Below are 19,822 nucleotides of genomic sequence, written 5' to 3'. Positions count from 1 at the left end.
CCGTAGCCCGGGTTCCGGGTCACCCGGGCGCTCGGCGGCCCTTCGCCCGTGCGTCCACCACGTCGCCCAGCCGCGCCAGCATCGCCCGGTGCCGGATCTGGAGTGCGGCGTCGACGACGACGTTGTGCAGGATGCCGCCGAGGCCCTGCAGGGGGTGCTCGTTCAGTATCACGAGCGTCTCGTCGCCCCAGGGCCGGATGTCGAACGCGATCCGGGCCGTGCCCAGGGGGCCGCTGTACGCCTCCAGTTCGAGCGCACCCGGGCGCTCCAGGCGGCGCACGGTCGTGCGGCCCCGGAAGTCCTTCGGGCCGAGCCGCAGGGTGTACTCGATGGACGAGCCGACTTCGGGCCACCGCCCTTCCAGCGGGCGGGAGTCGTGTGTGCCCACCACCCACGCGCAGTACAGGCCGGGTTGCTCCAGGACCGCCCAGAGGGCGGAGGGCGGATGGTGGATCAGATGATGGCGAACGGCCATGGACGCCTCCGCGCTCGGACATCGGGACGGATGGGGACGACGGGCGAAGTCTCCAGCGATGCTACGCCGCCTGTTCGCGGTCCACATCTCGTGAGCGCGCGGGGCCGACGAGGGGGCGGGGCGGCCGTCGTCAGGCGGGTACGTTCCGGTCGACGTACTCGAAGACCGAGCCGTCCGGATGCAGAGCGATCAGATTGCGTCCGGCCGGAGTGGGCACCGGTCCGGCGATGACCCTCGCGCCCACCCGGTTCAGTGCCGCGTGTGCCTCGTCGACGTCCTTGACCGCGATCGTCGCCGAGACCTTGCGCAGCACCTCCAGTTCGGACTCCGGACCGCTCATCAGCAGGAAGCAGCCGATCGCGGCCACCGAGACCCCGCCGCGCTCGAAGCGCAGGGCCGGAGTGCCGGTCAGGCCTTCGTAGAAGACCACCGAGGCCTCCAGGTCGTCGACGCAGATACGCAGCGTGGTTCCCAGGATCTCCATGCCCACAAGGGTAGTTGCCGGCCCCGCGGCATGAGACCGGTTCGGCGGGTGGTCCGCGTTCCCGCAGGAACCGGTCCGTGGGACCCGAGCCGGGGGACCCGCCCTGTGGGACCCGGCCCGTGCGTGTCCGCGCCCGGGATCACACCCGGCAGAGAGAATCTCGCCGTGCGGCACCATGAACCATCCGTCCGGCTCCTCACCCCAGGCACGCCAGGCCCGGGCGACGGCGGCCAGCTGCTCCGGCTCGCGTGCCCGCCGTCCACCGCCAGCTCCCCGTAGCGCGACGCCGTCGTACGGTCGGCCCACAGACCGCTCCACCAGGCGCGGTTCCCGGGGGTGGCGAAGCACCAGGCGGCGGCCGTCGGAGTGATGTCGGTGAAGCCGGCCCGGCGGGCCCAGGAGAGCAGCCGTCGTCCCGCGTCGGGCGGCGCATTTCCTCGGGCATGGCACTACGTCCTCTCTCGGGCGGCGTTCGCGGGCGACGGGGACGACCGTACGTCGCGGTGTCGCATCCTGAGGTATGCGTCTCACGATGCGATCCGACGTCAGATCGGCATGGGGCAGTACACGGTGAGCGCCTCGGGCAGCTTGTCGATCATCAACTCCGCACCGGAGTGGGCCACTTCGCCGTCGAAGGCGTACGGAGTTCCCGGTGCGAGGCCCGAGATCCGCACCCGGCGACGGCGTACGGCCGCGTGGACGGGCGAACGGGACAGGGGTCCGGCGAACGCCGCCGCGAGCAGTCGGAGCCCGGGGGTCCAGCCGCCGTGCACGACGCGTACGTCGAGCAGGCCGTCCGCCAGGTTGTGCCGGCGGCCGGGGTTGGGGCCCACCCTCTGGAACAGCCCGTTGCCGACGAAGAGCAGCCATAGCGGCCGCCGCTTCCCGTGGAATTCGGCGGTCAGCGGGCGTGAGCCGCGCAGCACCTCGAAGGCCGCCAGAACGCCCGCCGGCCAGCCGCCGATCCGGGGCGACCAGCGCTCCCGGGTCCGGACGAGCTCGGGATAGACGCCCAGGCTGAAGGCGTTGAGGAAGTACCCGGGGGCCCCGCCCGGCCCCTGCGGGCCCGGCCTGAAGCGGCCCAGGTCGACCCGGACCGCGTCACCGGCGGTGAGCGCCGTGACGGTGTCCTGCACCGTCTCGATGCCGAGGTCGTAGGCGAAGTGGTTGAGGGTGCCGCCGGGGAACACGGCGAGAGGCACGCCGTGGGTCGCGGCGACGGCCGCCGCCATGTTGACCGTGCCGTCGCCTCCGCACACCCCCAGGGCCTTGCCCTGCTCCGCGGCCTTCTCCAGGCACCCCGACAGGTCGGCCGGTGCGCACTCCACCGTCGCCGCGAGCGGGAGGGCGTCGCGGATCACGGCCGCCGCGGCGGTCGCCGAGCCGGACTCGCGGTTCACCACGACCACCAGGTCCTGTCCGGCGGGCAGGGCAGGGGCCTCGGCCGGCGGTCTGCCGGGCGCGGGCAGCTGCCCACGGGTCGGTACGACCCCCCGCAGCGCGAACGCGGCCCCTACGCCCAGCGCCGCGCCTGCCACCACATCGCTCGGATAGTGGACCCCCGTGTAGACGCGGGAGGCGGCCACGGCGGCCGCCACCGGTGCGACGACGGCGCCCCAGCCCTTCGACTCGAGCGCCACCCCCGTGGCGAAGGCCGCGGCGGACGCCGCATGCCCCGACGGGAAGGACGTGGTGTACGGCTGCCGCTTCAGCTGCCGGATGACCGGAACCAGATCCACTATCGGGCGTTCCCTGCGGACCGCCCCCTTGCCCACGGTGTTGATGGCGGCGGAGGCGAGGGCCAGCGAGGCGACCCCGCGCAGCGCCGCCCTGCGGGACCGGGCGCTGCCGCCCAGTGCCGCCATGCCCGCGGCGGCCCCGAACCACAGCAGGCCGTGGTTGGCACTGCGGCTCAGGCGCGGCAGCACAGGCTCGGCGCCCGGCCAGTGCCGGTCGGCCACGCGCTGGAAAGCGGCGAGGTCGCGCTGGTGGAACCAGGCCCGCCAGCCGCCGGAGGAGGGGAAGCTGCTCGATGTCGACATGGGACAGCGAATACCCTGCGACCGGGCCGTGAACCAGGAGGCACGCACACGGCCGCCCGTCGGATACGGCCGAATCATGACTGATGTGCCGTTCTGTGCCTGCTGCGCCCGCTCCGTCTCGGGGAAAGCGTTGCCCGGACAAGTTCTGTGCGGTTAGCCTGCGTTCGTGATTCCGGTCATTGACCGGAGTGTCGAACAAGATAGGCGGGCGATCATGGGGCGACTCGTCCCTGCGGTAACCAGGGCTCTGGATGTTCTCGAGCTCTTCCTCCAGGGTGAGGGAACTCTCTCCGCACCCGAGGTCACCCGCAAGCTCCAGCTGCCGCGGACCACGGTCCACGAACTGCTCACCACGCTGGCGGCGCGTTCCTACCTGGTGGCGGTCCCCGAACAGCCGGGCCGCTACCGGCTGGGCGTGCGCACCTACCAGCTCGGCAGCCGGTACGCCGAGAAGCTCGACCTCGCGGCCGAGGGGCAGCAGGTGGCCCGCGAGGTCGCCGAGACCTGCGGTGAGACGGTCCACGTGGCGATCCTGGAGGGCGCCGAGGTCATCTACATCGCGAAGGTGGACTCCACCCACGCCGTCCGCATGGTCTCGGCCGCCGGCCGCAAGCTGCCCGCTCACTGCACCTCCGTGGGCAAGCTGCTGCTCGCCGCGCTGCCGGAGGCCGAGCTCGACGCACGTCTCGACGGACGCGAGCTCGTCGCCATGACCGACAACAGCCTCACCGACGCCGCCGAGCTGCGGGTGGCGCTCGCGGCGGTGCGCGAGCGGGGCATCGCGGTCGAGCACCGTGAGTCGAATCCGGACGTGAGCTGCGTGGCGGCGCCGGTGCGGGACCGCTCCGGACATGTCGTCGCCGCGCTCTCCATCTCCGTGCCGATGATCCGCTGGAGCGAGGAGCGCGAGGCGGAACTCGCGCAGCTCGCGGCGGGCGGCGCCGACGCGCTGTCCGGCCGGCTGGGGCACCACGGGGGGCAGGCGTGACACCCCGTCCGGAGGTCGCCGTGCGGGAGTGCGCCGAGCTCGGTGAAGGGCCGACCTGGGACGCCGCTGCCGAGCGGCTGATCTGGGTAGACATACTCTCGGCCCGGATACACACCTACCACCCCTCGACCGGCCGCCGCACGGTCATGGCCACCGGACAGCACGTGGGTGCGGCGAAACCGCGGGCCGGCGGCGGTCTCGTCGCCGTCCTGCGCGACGGCATCGGCCTGTACGACGCCGGGGGCGCCTTCTCGTGGCTGGTCCACGCTCCCGTCCCCGGGCGGCGCGGCAACGACGCCGCCGTGGCGGCGGACGGTGCGCTCTGGGCGGGCAGCATGCGCTACGACGAGGCGGAGGGCGGCGGCAACCTGGCGCGCATAGCGCCCGACGGATCGGTGACGGGCGTACTGGACGCCGTGACGGTCAGTAACGGAACCGGATGGAGTCCGGACGGCCGGCTCATGTACTACATCGACACTCCGACGCGGCGCATCGACGTCTTCGACGTGGACGGTGAGCGCGTCACCGGCCGGCGCCCGTTCGCCGTCGTCGAACCCGGATCGGGGTGGCCCGACGGACTGACCGTGGACGCCGAGGGCTGCGTGTGGGTGGCCCTCTGGGACGGCGCCGCCGTCCGCCGCTACCTGCCCGACGGCAGGCTGGACCGGGTCGTGGAACTGCCGGTCCGGCGGCCCACGGCCTGCGCGTTCGGCGGACCAGGTCTGAGTGACCTGTACGTATCCACGGCCCGCACGGGCCTGGACGCGCCCCACCCGCTGTCGGGCTCCCTGCTCGTGCTCCCGGACGCGGGGCAGGGGCAGCCGGGGACGCCGTTCGCCGGGTGAGCGAGGCGCGAGGGGATGGTGGGGCGCCCGGTTCGCAGGGGGTGCGTATCGCTGTCGCCGCCCGGACCCTGTGCGCGGGCGCGCCCCGGAGAACCTCCGTATAAAGGGCCCTGAGGGCGATGCAGGCGGAGGAGGCCCCGGGATGGCACGGAGCGAGCGGAAGCAGCCCCACCCCATCGGGGGAGACCGGGGCCCGGTCAGATACGGGCCGCCCGCACCCGACCCCGGCCTCCCCGTCCTGCCCGAGCTCGCCGGGGTCCTCGCCGCGTCAGCCGCCCGCACCCTGCCCGAGCCGCCTGGAGGCGGAGCGATCCTGCGTGAGGCCGCGCGCGGCTACTGGGGTCGCCGCGGCCTGCACGGCGACCCCGAGGCCGTGGTGGCCGCGCCGGGCCCACAGCCCCTCCTGCTCGCCCTGATCGCCGCCCACGGCGGCGACGTCCTCATGCCCCGGCCCTGCCCCGCCGGCTGGATGCCACAGGCGCGGCTGCTGGGCCGCCCCGCCTACCACGTGCCCACCCCGGCCGAATGCGGCGGCATCCCCGACCCCTACGCGCTTCTGGAGACCGTGCGGAGGGTACGGGCCGAGGGAGGCAGGCCACGGCTCCTCCTGATCTCCGTGGCCGACGACCCGACCGCCACCCTCGCCCCGCCCGAACTGATCCGCGAGGTCTGCGAGGCGGCCGTCGCCGAGGGGCTGCACGTCGTGAGTGACGAGACCTGGCGCGACACCCTGCACCGGCCCCGCGACACGGTCCTGCTCAGCCCTGCCGAGATGTGCCCCGACGACGTGACCGTCGTCTGCGACCTGGCGGGAGCCCTGACCCCGTCCGCCTGGCCGGTGGCCGTCGCACGCTTCCCCTTCACCGCCCGTGCGGCCGCACGCCGCGCCCGGGTCCTCGACATCCTCACCGCGCTCGGCGCCCTCGTCGCGGAACCGGTCGCCAGGGCCGCCGCGCACGCACTGGGTGAGCCCGAGGCCGTCCGGGACAGGACCCGTCAGGCGGCGGCCCTCCAGGCGCACGTCGCCTCCGCCGCGCACCGCGCGGTCCTCGGCGCGGGCGCACTGGCCAGACCCCCTCAGGCGGGGCGCCACCTCTACGCCGACCTCGGCCCGCTGCGCGGCCGGCTGGCGGCCAGGGGCGTCACGGACTCCATGGAACTGGAGGAGTACCTGACCCGACGCCTCGGTGATCCCGCCCCCGGTGGTCACCGCTTCGGCGACGAACTGGGCGCCCTGCGGGTGCGGCTGAGCACCGGCCCGCTGCTCGGCGCAACCCCGGAGCAGCAGACGGAGTCCCTCACTGCGGTGGAGCCCTTGAAATTGCCCCATGTCGCCCAAGCGCTGAGCATTTTCGAAGCAGCCCTCGATGAACTCCGATGACAGGAGCCTCTCGATGACGGAACAGACCGAGCGCCCGACCGCCGGAGCCGGCCACGCGCCCACGGGCCGCCCCGGCACCGCTCCGCGCCGCCTCGGCGAGCTCCGCACGTGGCCCCGCACCTTCGCCGACCGGCTCACGGCGCCGCTCCCGGGTGTCAGGGGCATGACCCGCCTGGCCAGGGAGCGCGCCCTGCGCCCCAACGCCGAGGGGCTCCGTGGCATCCACCGGCTGCCGTACGCCCCGCGTCCGCTGCCCGTCGCGGGACCGGACACCACGGCCGTGACGTGGGCCGGGCACGCGAGCTGGATCGTCCGCATCGGCGGGCTCACGGTCCTCACCGACCCGGTGTGGTCGCGGCGCATCCTCGGTACCCCGGCCAGGATCACCCCGGTCGGCATCCGCTGGGAGGAACTGCCGCCCGTCGACGCGGTCCTGATCAGCCACAACCACTACGACCACCTCGACGCCCCCACGCTCCGCCGGCTCCCGAGGGACACCCCGCTCCTCGTCCCGGCCGGGCTCGGCCGCTGGTGCCGGCGACGCCGCTTCACCTGCGTCACCGAGCTCGACTGGTGGGAATCGGTGGAACTGGGCGGGGTCACCTTCGACTTCGTGCCCTCCCACCACTGGTCCAAGCGGACCCTCCTGGACACCTGCCGGTCCCTGTGGGGCGGCTGGGTGCTCGGCGACCCGAGCGGGCGACGGCTCTACTTCGCGGGGGACACGGGCTACGGCCACTGGTTCAAGGAGATCGGCCGCCGCTACCCGGACTTGGACCTCGCGATGCTCCCGATCGGGGCGTACGAGCCCCGCTGGTGGCTCTCGGACGTCCACACCGATCCCGAGGAGGCCGTGCAGGCGTACGAGGACCTCGGAGCGCGCGCGATGGCACCCATGCACTGGGCGACGTTCCTCCTGTCGGCGGAACCCGTCCTGGAACCGCTGACCCGGCTGCGTACCGCCTGGCAGCGGGCCGGGTACCCGCGCGCCGACCTCTGGGACCTGCCGGTCGGCGGTTCGCGTGTCCTGGGCGCCTGATCCCGCCCGGACCGGCTCCGGGGGCTCAGAGCCTGTCGGGTGACCTCTGATCGGGCGGCCACGCCCCGGCACGCACGCTTCCCGCGTTGCCGAAATGCCCTAGTAGCTCCGCTACGAGGACACTCCGGCGCCTTGGAATCGCACGCACCGGACCGCGCCCACTTTCCGATCGAAGGCCACCCGACAGGCTCTCAGCCCGCCATCCGGGTCCGCAGCCGTCGCCAGAGCGCCGGCGACCCGCTGATCAGCAGTGTCAGCACGACCGCGGCAAGCACGCCCTGCCACGGCTCGCGGAAGAGCGAACCGCCCAGGATCCCGATCAGCTGATACGTCGCAGCCCATGCCAGGCACGCCGGCACGTCCCCCCGGGCGAACTGCTTCAGCGGCATCCTCCCCAGCAGACAGGCGAGCATCACCGGAATGCGGCCGGCCGGTATCAGCCGGGACAGCACCAGGACCGCCGTGCCGTGCTCCTCCAGCTTCTGCTGAGCCTGCTCGAGCCGCTCCGGAGCGGCCCGCCGGGTTATCGCCTCCAGCCACTTCGACCCGTTCTTCGACCGGACCCCCCGCTGCCCCAGCCAGTACAGGCAGATGTCGCCGAGGAACGCCGCACCCGCGGCCACCGCGAAGACGACCAGCAGGGTGAGCGGTGACATCCGGTGGAGCGCCACTACGGCGGCAGAACTCACCAGGGCCCCCGTCGGCACCACAGGCACCAGCGAGCCCAGAGCCACGAGGACGAACAGCGACGGATAGGCAACGGCCTGCTGCGTCGACCCCGTCGGCAGCTGCCGCAGCACTTCCTCCATCACCTACGGACCTCCGGCCTCACGTGCTCGCCGTGCCCCAGCCGGTGCACCGCCACCTCCGGGGCCAGCCGGCCCGCCTGCCGCACGAACTCGTCACCCGGCGCGTGGAACTCGTGCGGCCGGACACCGTCCATCCCGATCGGCCAGTACGTCCCGTAGTGCACCGGGACCGCCGAGATCGGCTTCAGCATCGTCAGCACCTGTGCCGCACGCGCCGCGTTCAGATGGTGATGGCCCAGATTCGGCCCCCAGCCGCCGACCGGCAGGAGCGCCACGTCCACCGGCCCCACCGCGTCAGCCATGCCGTCGAAGAGCCCGGTGTCCCCCGCGAAATACGTGCGCGCCTCACCCTCGACGACGTACCCCAGGGCAGGCACCCGGTGCGGGCCCACCGGCAGCCTGCGCCCGTCATGCAGGGCGGGCACCGCGCGGACCAGCACCCCGCCGACCCGCACCACGTCCCCCGGGCCGACCTCGGAGATCCGCAGCCGGCGGACCCTGCGCAGCACCCGCAGGCCCGGGACGGCCCCGACCGCGCCGCGGGGCACGATCAGCAGGCTGCCGGGGGCGAGCCGGGCCAGGGAGGGCAGATGAAGATGGTCGGAGTGCAGGTGCGAGATCAGGACCGCGTCCGCGACCGCGGCCCTCGGAGGCGGGATCTCGCCGCGGCGGCGGCGCAGATGCGCGAAGCGGCGTGCGAACAACGGATCGGTCAGCACCCGGACCCCGGAGTCCTCGATCGTGCAGGTGGCATGACCCCACCAGGTGACCTCCACCGCTCCGCCTCCTCGTCCCTGCCGCCGACACGGCCGCACGCGTACGAGCCTAGGCGCTCCGCGCCCTCCCCACGCCGGAGTGCTCCTTCACGCCGGTTCCGTCACGGGCACGCACGGCTACACAGGGCTACGGCCGGGGTAGGGTCGTCGCCAGCATCCGAGCGCGGGGGGTTCCGTTCATGGGGGACGTCGTCGGGGACGTACGTGTGGCGGCCATCGCCAGTCTCACGCCGCTGGAAGAACTCGACGGCGACCCGTTCCTCGTCGACACCCGCAGCCAGCACGCCATGTGTGCGCGCTGGGCCGCGGACCAGGGATACGTCGTCACCCGCCAGCTGCGGGCGTACGGGCTGCGCCCCGACCACCACGCCCTGTGGGGCGGCGCCGACGGCCGGCAGGTCCAGTTGTTCGTGGCCCCCAACGACCGGGTTCTCGAACGGGCGCTGGTATCGGTGCCGGGCTTCCGGGCGGAATGCCGCAGGCGTGGCGTCCGGCTGGAACTCGCGGACCTGGACGAGCCTGTGTACACGGCGAGCACCAAGGCCAGAGTTCACCGCAGGCTCTCGATGCCCACCGCCGGCTACGACGGCTGCTGACCTGCCAGGAGCCCGCCGGCGCACCGTCCGCCGACCGCGGCCCGGGCCACCGCCGGACCCCGCGAGGGCTATGACAGGCTTGTCGCGGGTCCGCGGCGGACGCCGGGCCCTGACGTGAGGTGGGACGGCGTGAGTGACGGGCGATGGCGGACCGCGGGCGGAGCCCTCCTGCGCGTGATCTCGGTGTGGGCCGTGTCCACCCTCACCATGCTGGCGCTCGCGGCCATCCTGCCTGATTTCCGGCTCCAGTCCGACGACGGGGACAGCATCACGCGGACCGCCTTCACCGCGGCGTGGGGCGCGGGCGCCTTCGGTCTCCTCTCCGCCCTCGTGTGGCCCGTACTCGTCAGAGCCCTGCTCGTCGTGCCCGCCCTCGTCCTGGGCGCCCTCGTCTTCTTCCTCAACGGCTCGCTGCTGCTGATCGCACTGCGACTCATCCCGGACGGGCGCGGCGACGCCGCACCGGAGACCGCCGTCGTCGTGGCGGCCGTCATGTCCGCGGTCGCCTCCGCGGCCTCCACGGCGCTCGCGGTCCGGGACGACGACGCCTACCGACGCAGGCTCTCCCGCCTCGCCGACCGGCGCCGCCGCCGCGACGGCACGCCAGGATCCCCCGACCGCGGGCGCGGGGGGCCGCCCGGGATCGTCTTCGTCCAGCTCGACGGAGTGGGCCACCGCGTCCTGGAACGGGCCGCGGCCGACGGAGTCATGCCCACCGTGGCCGGACTGCTGGCCGACGAGGCGGGCCACCGCCTCACCCCGTGGACGACCGACTGGTCCAGCCAGACGGGAGCCAGCCAGCTCGGCATCCTGCACGGCAGCAACCACGACGTGCCCGCCTTCCGCTGGTTCGAGAAGGACAGCGGCACCGTCATGGTCTCCAGCAGGCCGGCCAGCGCCCTCGAACTCCAGCGCAGAGCCATAGCCCGCACCCGCTACGGCGGCCTCCTCACGGTGGACGGCGCGAGCCGCGGCAACCTCTTCAGCGGGGGCGCCGACCAGCTGGCCCTGGTCCTCTCGATGGCCGCCAGGCGAGGCAAGGGGCGCCGGTCCAGGGCGGGCTACTTCGCCTACTTCTCCGACCCCGCCAACGCGGTCCGCACCTTCCTGTCCTTCGTCGCCGAGGTGGGCCGGGAGATCGGCCAGTCCACCCTGGCCCGGGCACGCAAGGAGTCCCCCCGGGTCAAGCGCGGCGGGCTCTACCCCTTCATCAGGGCATTCGCGACGGTCGTCGAGCGTGACGTGGTGGTCTCCGCGGTGATCGGCGACATGTTCGCCGGGCGCACCGCCGTCTACGCGGACCTGGTCGCCTACGACGAGGTCGCCCACCACTCCGGACCGCACAGCAAGGACGCCGAGAAGGTCCTCACCCGCCTCGACCGTTCGCTGGGCCTCATCATCAAGATCGCGGACCACACCCCGCGCGACTACCGGATCGTGCTGCTCTCCGACCACGGCCAGAGCCCGGGTGAGACCTTCGCCGGGCGTTACGGTCTGACGCTCAGGGATCTCGTACGGGCAGGCTGCGGGCTGCCCGTACCGCGCAGGGCCCAGCGCACCCGCAGCGCCTCGGAGGCCAGGGACGCCGTGCGCACGGCGCTGCACAGACCCGTGGGCGGACGTGAGGCGGAGCACCCGGCGAAGTCCTCCGATCCGGTCGTGCTGGCCTCCGGGAATCTCGGTCTGCTGTCCTTCCCGGACATCGAGGGCCGTGCCTCGCGCGAACAGATCGACCGCCGCTGTCCCGCACTCCTGGGCACGCTCGCCGCCCACCCGGGCGTCGGCTTCCTGCTCGTACGGAGCGAGAGGCACGGGTCGGTGGTGCTCGGCCGGGGCGGGGAGGAGGTCCCGGTCGCCGAGCTGACCGACGGTGAGGGACCGATCGCGGTCTTCGGTGACGGCGCGGCGGACGCGGTGCGGCGCACCGACACCTTCCCGCACGTCGCGGACGTCATGGTCAACTCGATGTACGACCCGGACACCGGGCGGGTGCACGCCTTCGAGGAGCAGATCGGCTCGCACGGAGGGCTGGGGGGCGAACAGTCCCGGCCGTTCCTGCTGTGGCCGCGCACACTGGCGGACCCCATGGACGCGATGGCGGCCGACGTTCCGCGGACGCCCGACCCCGTGACGGCCGAGGGCCTCCGGGGCACATCTCCGGCCGGTCTGGTGGGGGCGGAGTCGGTGCATCGGGTCCTCGCGCGCTGGCTGCGGGAGCTCTCCGGACCCCAGGTCCCGTTGCAGCCGGGGGGCGTCGACGGCGCCGCCCGCACGGGCGAAGCCCCCCCGGACGGGCCGGTCCGCCTCCTCGACGGACGGCTGCCGGACGGACCGCGGCAGGAGGAGTCCTCGCTGGCGGAACCGCCCGCGCACGCGTCACCCGGCCGACGGCCGTCCCAGGAGGAGCCGCCCCGCACGGAGTTGCCGGGGCAGGCCGCACGGGAGGTGCCGCGCACGGACACCGACGGTGCCGTCCGGGGCGCACACGACTGACCGGGGCCGCCTCGGGAACGCGTCAGGCTGACTCACGGCGCACCAGCGTCGGATGGAAGACCACCGACGGCTCGGGTACGTCCCTGCCCGCCCGGAGCAGCACGGGCAGGGCGCCGAGGGCCATCAGGTCCGACGCGATGAACACACCGTCCAGATCGGGACGGTCGTGCAACAGCCTCCGCATCGCCGAGGCACCGCCCGTGTGTGAAGTCCCCTTCGGCCATCTCCACGTCCTCGATCCCGTGCCGCACCAGTGCTTCCAGGAACCCGTCAAGACGTACCTGGCCCGCAGGCCTGTCCTTGGGGCCGGCGATGCTGGCGATACCGGGTGATCCGACGGGCGGGCGAAGGGTTCCGGCGTGGGTCCGGCGGCGTTCCGTCGATGTCAGTGGTGAACGGCAGGATGGTGCCCATGACGACGAACTCAGTTGGTGCGCTCGCCGACACCGCCGCCTACGCGGCAGCCGTGGAAGAGGCGAAGCGCGCCGCAGCCGCGTACTACGCCGCAGGTGAGAGCAGGCTCGACGACGACGCGTACGACCGCCTGGTGCGCGAGATCGCGGCCTACGAGGAGGAGAACCCCGAGGAGGTTCTGGACGCGTCGCCGACCGGCAAGGTGGCGGGCGGTGCGGCCTCGGGGGACGTGCCGCACACCGTTCCCATGCTCTCGCTGGACAATGTCTTCTCCGCCGAGCAGTTCGTCGCCTGGACCGCGTCCGTTGAGCGGCGGATCAAGCGGCCCGTCGTCGCCTGGAGCGTCGAGCCCAAGCTCGACGGTCTGGCCGTCGCCGCGCGCTACCGGCAGGGACGTCTGGAGCGGCTGATCACCCGTGGGGACGGGACGGCGGGCGAGGACGTCTCGCACGCGGCGGGCACGGTGCTCGGACTGCCCGCGCGGCTCGACGCCCCGGTCACCATCGAGGTGCGCGGCGAGATCCTCATGACCGACGAGCAGTTCGAGCAGGCGAACGCCGCGCGTACGGAGCACGGCGCGGCGCCCTTCGCCAACCCGCGCAACGGGGCGGCCGGAACCCTGCGGGCCAAGGACCGCCCCTACCGCGTGGAGATGACCTTCTTCGCCTACGCGGCGCTCGCGCTGGCGGACTCCGGCGAGCTGACCACCACCCTCGCCGAACTTCCGCACAGTGAGGTCCTGTCGTACGTCGCGGAGCTCGGTGTGCACACGGCCGCGGACAGCGCGGTCGCGCCGCGCGCCGTCACCACGGCCGAGGAGGTGCAGGCGAGGGTGGAGGACATCGCCTCCCTGCGCCCCTCACTGCCGTTCGGGATCGACGGCATCGTGATCAAGGCGGACCTCGCGGCCGACCAGCGCGACGCCGGCTCCGGGACCAGGGCGCCGCGCTGGGCCATCGCCTACAAACTGCCGGCCGTCGAGAAGGTCACCCGGCTGCTCGGCGTCGAATGGAACGTCGGCAGGACCGGCATCATCGCGCCGAGGGCCGTCCTGGAGCCCGTCGAGATCGACGGATCCACCGTCGGGTACGCCACGCTGCACAACCCGGCCGACATCACCCGCCGCGATCTGCGCCTGGGCGACCACGTGATGGTCTACAAGGCCGGCGACATCATCCCCCGCATCGAGGCCCCCGTCGCGCATCTGCGGACGGGCGACGAGAAGCCGATCGAATTCCCCGAGGTCTGCCCGCAGTGCGGCTCGGAGATCGACATGAGCGAGCAGCGCTGGCGCTGCACCCGGGGCCGCGACTGCCGCGTGGTCGCCTCCATCTCGTACGCCGCCGGCCGCGACCAGCTGGACATCGAGGGCCTCGGCGCCACCCGGGTCGTCCAGCTCGTCGACGCCGGTCTCGTCCGGGACTTCGCCGACCTGTTCCTCCTGGGGCGGGACCAGCTCCTGTCGCTGGAGCGGATGGGGGAGACCTCCACGGACAACCTCCTGGCGGCCATCGACATGGCCAGGGCGCGGCCGCTGTCCCGCGTCTTCTGCGCCCTCGGAGTGCGCGGCACGGGACGCTCCATGTCCCGTCGGATCGCCCGCCACTTCGCCTCGATGGACCGGATCGTCGCCGCGGACGCCGAGGCGCTCCAGAGGGTGGACGGCATAGGCAAGGAAAAGGCCGCGGCCGTCGTCACGGAGCTGGCGGAACTGGAGCCGCTCATCGGCAAACTCATGGCGGCCGGGGTCAACATGAACGAGCCGGGTGCGACGCCTCCGCCGGAGCCCGGGGCCGCGGAGGGCGACAGCGCCGAGGGACAGGAGCCCTCCGGTCTGCCGCTCGACGGGATGACCGTCGTGGTCACGGGTGCCATGACGGGCGCTCTGGAGAAGCTCTCACGCAACCAGATGAACGAGCTGATCGAGCGGGCGGGCGGCAGGTCCTCGTCCAGCGTCTCGAAGCGCACGAGTCTGCTGGTGGCGGGCGAGAAGGCCGGGTCGAAGCGCGCCAAGGCCGAGGATCTCGGGGTCGAGATCGCCGGGCCCGAGGAGTTCGCGGCGCTGGTGGAGGCTTATCTGACGCCGGACGCGTAGAAGGCCCACGGGTGTAACACCGTGCGCCGCCGGGACGGGGGTGCAGTGCCACGTCCCCGCGCCCCGGCGGCTCGCGGGTGCGATCCGGAACGCCGGGCAGGACGAACACGCTCCCGCCCGGCGCGTACGGACCGTGCTGCCGTGGGGCTGCGGCACAATCCCGATCACATCCACCGATCGGAGTCTGCCGCTCATGCCCGTCGTGCTGCGTGACGCCTGGACCACGTTCGTACCCGACATGAACGGTCCGGACGGGCCGCTGCCGCCGCTCCTGCTGGCCCTGACCGTGCTCACCGGGCTGGTCGACGCCTTCAGCTACCTGCTCCTGGGGCACGTCTTCGTCGCCAACATGACCGGCAACGTCGTCTTCATGGGCTTCGCCCTCGCGGGAGCCCCCGGTTTCTCCGCGCTCGCCTCGGCGGTGGCCCTCGCGGCGTTCGTGGCCGGGGCCTGGTCGGGCGGCATCGCGGTGCACCGGGCCCGCACGGACCGTGGCCGTCAGTTGCGGCACGCCCTCCTCGTCGAGGCAGCCTGTCTGGCGGCCGCCCTCGTCGTCTCCCTCGTGTCGGGCCGGCCCTACACCGGCGGCGCCCGCTTCACGCTCATCGCGCTGCTCGGTCTCGGCCTCGGCGTGCAGAACGCCGCCGTCCGGGCCGTCGCCGTCCCCGATTTCACGACCACGGTACTGACCCGGACCATCACCGGCACGGTCGCCGACAGCCGGCTCGCGATGGGGCCGGGAAGCAGAGTCGGGCGACGGGGCCTCTCGCCCGCGGCCATGCTGGCCGGCGCCGTGGCGGGAGGGACCGCCGTACTCGGCGGTCCCCGCGAACTTCCCCTGCTGGCCGCCGTGGTGATCCTGCTGGGAGCCGTCGCCGTCACGGTTGTGCTCGGCCGGGGAGACGCTCCGTGGACACGGCCGGCCGCCACCACCACCTGACGCCGCGACCCCGTTCCGCGGACCGGTCTCCGTTCCCGCCGCGCTGCCGTTCCCGCCGGCCGCCGTGCGGTGGCGCCTTCCCGTGTCGGGCGCGACAGCAGCCGTCGGGGACCGTAACCTCACGGGCACCGCCGACCGTTCCGTACCCCGAGGAGACTCCCTGTGCCCACCGAACCGCTGTCCGCGCACGACATCGAGGCCGGACTGGGCGAACTGCCCGGCTGGCGGCTGGAGGGCGACCGGATCACGCGTACCTACCGGCTGCCGTCCCACTTCGCCGCCGCCGCGCTGACCGTCCATGTCGCCCGGATCCAGGACGAGCTCGACCACCACTCGGAGCTGACGCTGGGGTACAACACCGTGGCCCTCTCGGTGAACTCACACGACGCGGGCGGCGCCGTCACGGAGAAGGACCTCAAACTCGCCGCTCGGATCGAAGCCGTGGCCCCTTCGCACGGCGCGGAGTAGCGCCCTGGGAACACGACGGCGCCCACACCGCGCGTACAGCGGTGTGGGCGCCGTCGGGCGGGCGCGGGTCAGGCGCCGGCGCTGAACTCGGCAGGGTCGGCGCCGAGGCGCTTGCCCTCGTCGAGAGCGGCGAAGGCGGCGAGGTCGTCGGCGTCCAGGTCGAAGTCGAAGACGTCGATGTTCTCCGCGATCCGCGACGGCGTCACGGACTTGGGGATCACCACGTGGCCGGTCTGCAGGTGCCAGCGGAGCACCGCCTGCGCGGGGGTCCGGCCGTGCTTGTGGGCGACGGCGGCCACCGTCGGGACCTTCAGGAGGCCCCTGCCCGAGCCCAGCGGCGACCAGGCCTCGGTCACGATGCCGTGCCTGGCGTGGAAGGCGCGGACATCGGCCTGCTGGAGCTGCGGGTGCAGCTCGATCTGGTTGACCGCCGGGACCACCGAGGTCTCGCCCATCAGGCGCTCCAGGTGCTCCGGGTGGAAGTTCGACACCCCGATGGACTTCGCGCGGCCGTCGGCGAGGATCCGCTCGAAGGCCTTGTACGTGTCGACGTAGGCGTCCTTGGCCGGCACGGGCCAGTGGATCAGGTAGAGGTCGACGTAGTCCAGACCGAGCTTGTCCAGCGACGCGTCGAACGCGCGGAGGGTCGAGTCGTGACCCTGCTCGGAGTTCCACAGCTTGGTGGTGACGAAGAGCTCTTCACGGGGCACGCCGACGCCGGCGAGGGCCTTCCCCGTGCCCGCCTCGTTCCCGTAGATCGCGGCGGTGTCGATGCTCCGGTACCCGGCCTCCAGGGCCGTGGTCACGGCCGCCGTGGCCTCGTCGTCCGGCACCTGCCAGACACCGAAGCCGAGCTGCGGCATCTCGAGGCCGTTGTTGAGGGTGATGGTGGGGACCTGGCTCACGAGCAGTCGATCCTAACGTTGCGGAGTTGGTACTCCCCAGGACAACGATCGGGGAGCCCCGCGCATTCCCGTCCGCGGGATCCCGTGAAACGGGGCCGGGCCTGATGCGACGTCAGGTGAGAGGCCGGGCAACTCACCGGTAAAGGGCGTCGACCTCCGCCGAGTACGTCGTCTCGATCGCCTTCCGCTTCAGCTTCAGCGACGGCGTCAGCAGACCGTGCTCCTCGGTGAACTGGTGCGCCAGTATGCGGAACGTGCGGATCGACTCGGCCTGGGAGACGGCGGTGTTCGCGGCCACCACCGCCCGGCGCACCTCCATCTCCAGATCGGGGTCGCGCACCAGATCGGCCGCCCGCATCGGCGTACGGCCCTGCATGGCGAGCCAGTGCTCCACCGCCTCGGTGTCCACGGTCACCAGGGCCGCGATATAGGGCCGGTCGTTCCCGACGACGATGCACTGTGCCACCAGCGGGTGTGCGCGGACCCGCTCCTCCAGCCCCGCCGGGGCGACGCTCTTGCCGCCGGACGTCACGAGGATCTCCTTCTTGCGCCCGGTGATGGTCAGATAGCCGTCCTCGTCGAGCGACCCCAGGTCGCCGGTGGCCAGCCAGCCGTCGTTGAGCACCGCGTCGGTGGACTTGGGATCGCCGAGGTAGCCGGAGAACACGTTCGCTCCGTGCACCCACACCTCGCCGTCCCGGGCGATGTGCACGGTGGACCCGGGGATCGGCTGGCCCACGGTGCCGTAGCGGGTGCGCTCGGGGGGATTGGCAGTGGCCGCGGCGCTCGTCTCGGTGAGTCCGTAGCCCTCGAAGACGCTCACGCCCGCACCCGCGAAGAACAGCCCGAGTCTCCTGTTCATCCCGGAGCCTCCGGACATCGCGTGCCGCACCCGGCCGCCCATCGCGTCGCGTACCTTGCGGTAGACGACCTTGTCGAAGAACTGGTGCTGCACCCGCAGGCCCGCGGACGGCCCGGGTCCTGTCCCGAAGGCCCGCTCCTCCAGCGCCTCCGCGTACTTCACCGCGATCTCCACGGCCTTGTCGAAGGCGCCGGCCCGCCCCTCGGACTCCGCCTTGCGCCGGGCACCGTTGAAGACCTTCTCGAAGATGTAGGGCACGGCGAGGATGAAGGTGGGCCGGAAGGACACCAGATCCGGCATGAGCGCCTTCGCGGACAGCTCCGGCTGGTGTGCCAGCTTCACCTGTCCCCGCAGTGCGGCGATCTCCACCATGCGGCCGAAGACGTGGGCCAGCGGCAGGAAGAGGAGGGTGGCGGCCTCCTCCCCGGGCTTCGAGAGGAACACCGGATGCCAGCGCGAGACCATGGTGTCCGCCTCGAACATGAAGTTGGCGTGGGTGATCACGCAGCCCTTGGGGCGCCCCGTCGTGCCCGAGGTGTAGATCACGGTCGCCACCGACTCGGGGGTCACCGCGCGACGGTGCCGGTGCACGACCTCGTCGTCGACCAGGGTTCCGGCCTCGGTGAGCTCCGTCACCGCGTCGGCGTCCAGCTGCCAGAGCCGCAGGAGTTTCGGCAGCCGGTCGATGACCGAGCCGATGGTCATGGCGTGGTCCTCGTGCTCGACCATGACGGCCACGACGTCGGCGTCGTGGAGCATCCAGAGCACCTGCTCGGCCGACGACGTCGGGTAGACCGGCACCGACTGGGCGCCCACGGTCCACAGCGCGAAGTCGAACAGGGTCCACTCGTAGCGCGTACGCGACATGAGGGCGACCCGGTCACCGAACCGGACGCCCTGGGCGATGAGCCCCTTGGCGAGGGCGAGCACCTCGTCGCGGAACGCGGCGGCGGACACGTCGTGCCAGTGCCCGTCGGCATCCTTGCGGCCGAGGGCTGTCCGCCGGGGGTCTTCCTCCGCGAAATCGAAGACGGTGTCGGCGAGACCGCCGGCTTGAGGGGCAGCGGCCATGGGTGGGACAGTGAACTCACGCAATGACCTGCTCCTTGTTGCGCTCCGCACGGCGCCGCGACGCTACCTCACGGCGCGGGGCCGCGGGAGGGCCCGAAGTCTCCCAAAAACGTGGCATCTGGTCAGGCCGACCGTGTAAATCGGGCCAGATGGGCTGGGCTCGGGCGGACATCCGACCGAGTGGTAATCGGCTCGGGCGGGAATCTCCACGGAATCTGTACGCGGCACTTACGCCGACTCGGAGTGCCCGGGGACGACCGGACTGCGGTGGAGCCGGTCGCCACTGGCCAGGATCGCGGCGGAGAGTGCGTCGGCCGCACCCTTCGCGGCGTCTTTGCGCCGCCCGTGCAGCAGCACGAAATCCACATCTCCGAGATCCGGCAGCCCCGCCCTCGCAGGCACGGGGACGAGGCCTGGGGGAAGGAGCCCGCGGGTGTGCGCCATGACGCCCAGGCCGGCGCGCGCGGCCGCGACGAGGGCGCTCAGGCTCGCGCTCGTGCACGCGAACCGCCAGGGCCTGCCGTGCTCCTCCAGCACCTCCAGGGCCCTTGCCCTGGTGATACCGGGCGGAGGGAAGGCGATCAGCGGCAGCGGGCGGTCGGGGTCGATGCGCAGCTGCGGGGCCCCGATCCAGACGAGGGTGTCATGCCAGACCAGCTCGCCGTGCGTGTCGCCGGCGCGGCGCTTCGCGAGGACCAGATCGAGCCGGCCCGCCGCGAGCTGCCGGTGCAGCGCACCGGACAGCTCCACCGTCAGCTCCAGCTCGACCTCGGGATGCTCACGGCGGAAGGACTCCAGGATCTCCGGCAGCCTGGTCAGGACGAAGTCCTCGGACGCCCCGAAGCGCAGCCGTCCGCGCAGCCGCGTCCCGGTGAAGAACGCCGCCGCCCGCTCGTTGGCCTGGAGGATCGTCCGCGCGAAACCCAGCATGGCCTCGCCGTCCTCGGTGAGGTCGACCCGGTGTGTGTCACGGCTGAACAGTCGGCGTCCGGCCTCCGACTCCAGGCGGCGCACGTGCTGGCTCACCGTTGACTGCCGGACGCCGAGCCTGCGCGCCGCCCGGGTGAAGCTCAGGGTCTGCGCCACTGCGAGGAAGGTGCGGAGCTGGACGGGGTCGTACATGGGGCGAGGTTATCGCG

The 19,822-nt window shown here is 72.7% G+C and carries 17 protein-coding genes and 2 pseudogenes; 9 read left to right on the top strand and 10 right to left on the bottom strand.

What is annotated here, in order from left to right; all coding sequences use genetic code 11:
- Window positions 1-19: 19 nt before the first annotated feature.
- From ACFU5K_RS07400 to ACFU5K_RS07385, 4 genes and pseudogenes are all read right to left on the bottom strand, one after another.
- A complete protein-coding gene (locus ACFU5K_RS07400; RefSeq protein ID WP_384057890.1) occupies window positions 20-475 on the bottom strand; it encodes an SRPBCC family protein in 456 nt (151 codons plus the stop codon).
- Window positions 476-605: 130 nt separating this feature from the next.
- Complete coding sequence (locus ACFU5K_RS07395; RefSeq protein ID WP_384057889.1) at window positions 606-959, bottom strand: VOC family protein; 354 nt, start codon at window positions 957-959, stop codon at window positions 606-608.
- Between the two features lie 153 nt (window positions 960-1,112).
- A pseudogene (locus ACFU5K_RS07390) lies at window positions 1,113-1,402 on the bottom strand (SAM-dependent methyltransferase); the annotation flags it as partial.
- Between the two features lie 102 nt (window positions 1,403-1,504).
- Window positions 1,505-3,001 (bottom strand): bifunctional phosphatase PAP2/diacylglycerol kinase family protein, encoded by a 1,497-nt coding sequence (locus ACFU5K_RS07385; RefSeq protein WP_384057887.1) that lies wholly within the window; start codon window positions 2,999-3,001, stop codon window positions 1,505-1,507.
- 214 nt (window positions 3,002-3,215) lie between these two features.
- Here ACFU5K_RS07385 and ACFU5K_RS07380 point away from each other — a divergent pair, with 214 nt between their 5' ends.
- From ACFU5K_RS07380 to ACFU5K_RS07365, 4 genes are all read left to right on the top strand, one after another.
- The gene (locus tag ACFU5K_RS07380) at window positions 3,216-3,989 is read left to right on the top strand and encodes an IclR family transcriptional regulator (RefSeq protein WP_384057885.1); all 774 of its coding nucleotides are present in this window, start codon (window positions 3,216-3,218) and stop codon (window positions 3,987-3,989) included.
- Window positions 3,986-4,834 (top strand): SMP-30/gluconolactonase/LRE family protein, encoded by an 849-nt coding sequence (locus ACFU5K_RS07375; RefSeq protein ID WP_384057884.1) that lies wholly within the window; start codon window positions 3,986-3,988, stop codon window positions 4,832-4,834. Before ACFU5K_RS07380 ends, ACFU5K_RS07375 begins: the two co-directional genes overlap by 4 nt.
- Before the next feature lie 142 nt (window positions 4,835-4,976).
- Window positions 4,977-6,215: an aminotransferase class I/II-fold pyridoxal phosphate-dependent enzyme gene (locus ACFU5K_RS07370; RefSeq protein ID WP_384057882.1), complete on the top strand. Its 1,239-nt coding sequence runs from the start codon at window positions 4,977-4,979 to the stop codon at window positions 6,213-6,215.
- 13 nt (window positions 6,216-6,228) lie between these two features.
- Window positions 6,229-7,254, top strand: a complete 1,026-nt coding sequence (locus tag ACFU5K_RS07365; RefSeq protein WP_384057880.1) for an MBL fold metallo-hydrolase — start codon at window positions 6,229-6,231, stop codon at window positions 7,252-7,254.
- A 191-nt stretch (window positions 7,255-7,445) separates the two neighbouring features.
- On the opposite strand, the gene ACFU5K_RS07360 is transcribed toward ACFU5K_RS07365, so the two are convergent.
- Window positions 7,446-8,063, bottom strand: a complete 618-nt coding sequence (locus ACFU5K_RS07360) for a DedA family protein (RefSeq protein ID WP_384057878.1) — start codon at window positions 8,061-8,063, stop codon at window positions 7,446-7,448.
- Window positions 8,063-8,839: an MBL fold metallo-hydrolase gene (locus ACFU5K_RS07355; RefSeq protein ID WP_384057877.1), complete on the bottom strand. Its 777-nt coding sequence runs from the start codon at window positions 8,837-8,839 to the stop codon at window positions 8,063-8,065. The genes ACFU5K_RS07360 and ACFU5K_RS07355 overlap by 1 nt, the downstream gene beginning before the upstream one ends.
- Before the next feature lie 179 nt (window positions 8,840-9,018).
- Here ACFU5K_RS07355 and ACFU5K_RS07350 point away from each other — a divergent pair, with 179 nt between their 5' ends.
- Together ACFU5K_RS07350 and ACFU5K_RS07345 are read left to right on the top strand one after the other, a co-directional pair.
- Window positions 9,019-9,435: a hypothetical protein gene (locus ACFU5K_RS07350; RefSeq protein ID WP_384057875.1), complete on the top strand. Its 417-nt coding sequence runs from the start codon at window positions 9,019-9,021 to the stop codon at window positions 9,433-9,435.
- 129 nt (window positions 9,436-9,564) lie between these two features.
- A complete protein-coding gene (locus ACFU5K_RS07345; protein WP_384057874.1) occupies window positions 9,565-11,928 on the top strand; it encodes an alkaline phosphatase family protein in 2,364 nt (787 codons plus the stop codon).
- 22 nt (window positions 11,929-11,950) lie between these two features.
- Here ACFU5K_RS07345 and ACFU5K_RS07340 read toward each other — a convergent pair.
- Window positions 11,951-12,245, bottom strand: a pseudogene (locus ACFU5K_RS07340) (substrate-binding domain-containing protein); the annotation flags it as partial.
- A gap of 65 nt (window positions 12,246-12,310) precedes the next feature.
- On the opposite strand from ACFU5K_RS07340, the gene ligA reads away from it, so the two are divergent.
- The 3 genes from ligA (at window position 12,311) to ACFU5K_RS07325 (ending at window position 15,845) form a co-directional block, all read left to right on the top strand.
- Window positions 12,311-14,437: an NAD-dependent DNA ligase LigA gene (gene ligA / locus ACFU5K_RS07335; RefSeq protein ID WP_384057872.1), complete on the top strand. Its 2,127-nt coding sequence runs from the start codon at window positions 12,311-12,313 to the stop codon at window positions 14,435-14,437.
- A 193-nt stretch (window positions 14,438-14,630) separates the two neighbouring features.
- Entirely contained in the window at window positions 14,631-15,377 is a 747-nt protein-coding gene (locus ACFU5K_RS07330) for a DUF1275 family protein (protein WP_384057870.1), read from the top strand.
- Between the two features lie 162 nt (window positions 15,378-15,539).
- Window positions 15,540-15,845, top strand: coding sequence for a 4a-hydroxytetrahydrobiopterin dehydratase (locus ACFU5K_RS07325; RefSeq protein ID WP_384057868.1), 306 nt, complete (start codon window positions 15,540-15,542; stop codon window positions 15,843-15,845).
- A 68-nt stretch (window positions 15,846-15,913) separates the two neighbouring features.
- On the opposite strand, the gene ACFU5K_RS07320 is transcribed toward ACFU5K_RS07325, so the two are convergent.
- From ACFU5K_RS07320 to ACFU5K_RS07310, 3 genes are all read right to left on the bottom strand, one after another.
- Window positions 15,914-16,750, bottom strand: coding sequence for an aldo/keto reductase (locus ACFU5K_RS07320; protein ID WP_384057866.1), 837 nt, complete (start codon window positions 16,748-16,750; stop codon window positions 15,914-15,916).
- A gap of 133 nt (window positions 16,751-16,883) precedes the next feature.
- Entirely contained in the window at window positions 16,884-18,683 is a 1,800-nt protein-coding gene (locus tag ACFU5K_RS07315) for an AMP-dependent synthetase/ligase (protein ID WP_384057864.1), read from the bottom strand.
- A gap of 228 nt (window positions 18,684-18,911) precedes the next feature.
- Window positions 18,912-19,805 carry a LysR substrate-binding domain-containing protein gene (locus ACFU5K_RS07310; protein ID WP_384057862.1) on the bottom strand — a complete coding sequence of 298 codons (894 nt, stop codon included), beginning with the start codon at window positions 19,803-19,805 and terminating at the stop codon, window positions 18,912-18,914.
- Between the last annotated feature and the right edge of the window lie 17 nt (window positions 19,806-19,822).

Origin of the sequence: Streptomyces sp. NPDC057428 (genome assembly GCF_042803195.1) — a bacterium.
Lineage (GTDB): Bacteria > Actinomycetota > Actinomycetes > Streptomycetales > Streptomycetaceae > Streptomyces.
Note: the sequence above shows the minus strand (reverse complement) of the source record. Positions and strands in the feature narration are given on the sequence as shown.

What these genes read in the sequence shown, in the direction of transcription:
- ACFU5K_RS07310 (WP_384057862.1), bottom strand. Translation starts at nt 19,805, where the DNA reads ATGTACGACCCCGTCCAGCTCCGCACCTTCCTCGCAGTGGCGCAGACC.
- ACFU5K_RS07315 (WP_384057864.1), bottom strand. Translation starts at nt 18,683, where the DNA reads ATGGCCGCTGCCCCTCAAGCCGGCGGTCTCGCCGACACCGTCTTCGAT.
- ACFU5K_RS07380 (WP_384057885.1), top strand. Translation starts at nt 3,216, where the DNA reads ATGGGGCGACTCGTCCCTGCGGTAACCAGGGCTCTGGATGTTCTCGAG.
- ACFU5K_RS07395 (WP_384057889.1), bottom strand. Translation starts at nt 959, where the DNA reads ATGGAGATCCTGGGAACCACGCTGCGTATCTGCGTCGACGACCTGGAG.
- ACFU5K_RS07360 (WP_384057878.1), bottom strand. Translation starts at nt 8,063, where the DNA reads ATGGAGGAAGTGCTGCGGCAGCTGCCGACGGGGTCGACGCAGCAGGCC.
- ACFU5K_RS07400 (WP_384057890.1), bottom strand. Translation starts at nt 475, where the DNA reads ATGGCCGTTCGCCATCATCTGATCCACCATCCGCCCTCCGCCCTCTGG.
- ligA (WP_384057872.1), top strand. Translation starts at nt 12,311, where the DNA reads ATGTCAGTGGTGAACGGCAGGATGGTGCCCATGACGACGAACTCAGTT.
- ACFU5K_RS07370 (WP_384057882.1), top strand. Translation starts at nt 4,977, where the DNA reads ATGGCACGGAGCGAGCGGAAGCAGCCCCACCCCATCGGGGGAGACCGG.
- ACFU5K_RS07350 (WP_384057875.1), top strand. Translation starts at nt 9,019, where the DNA reads ATGGGGGACGTCGTCGGGGACGTACGTGTGGCGGCCATCGCCAGTCTC.
- ACFU5K_RS07365 (WP_384057880.1), top strand. Translation starts at nt 6,229, where the DNA reads ATGACGGAACAGACCGAGCGCCCGACCGCCGGAGCCGGCCACGCGCCC.
- ACFU5K_RS07330 (WP_384057870.1), top strand. Translation starts at nt 14,631, where the DNA reads ATGCCCGTCGTGCTGCGTGACGCCTGGACCACGTTCGTACCCGACATG.
- ACFU5K_RS07385 (WP_384057887.1), bottom strand. Translation starts at nt 3,001, where the DNA reads ATGTCGACATCGAGCAGCTTCCCCTCCTCCGGCGGCTGGCGGGCCTGG.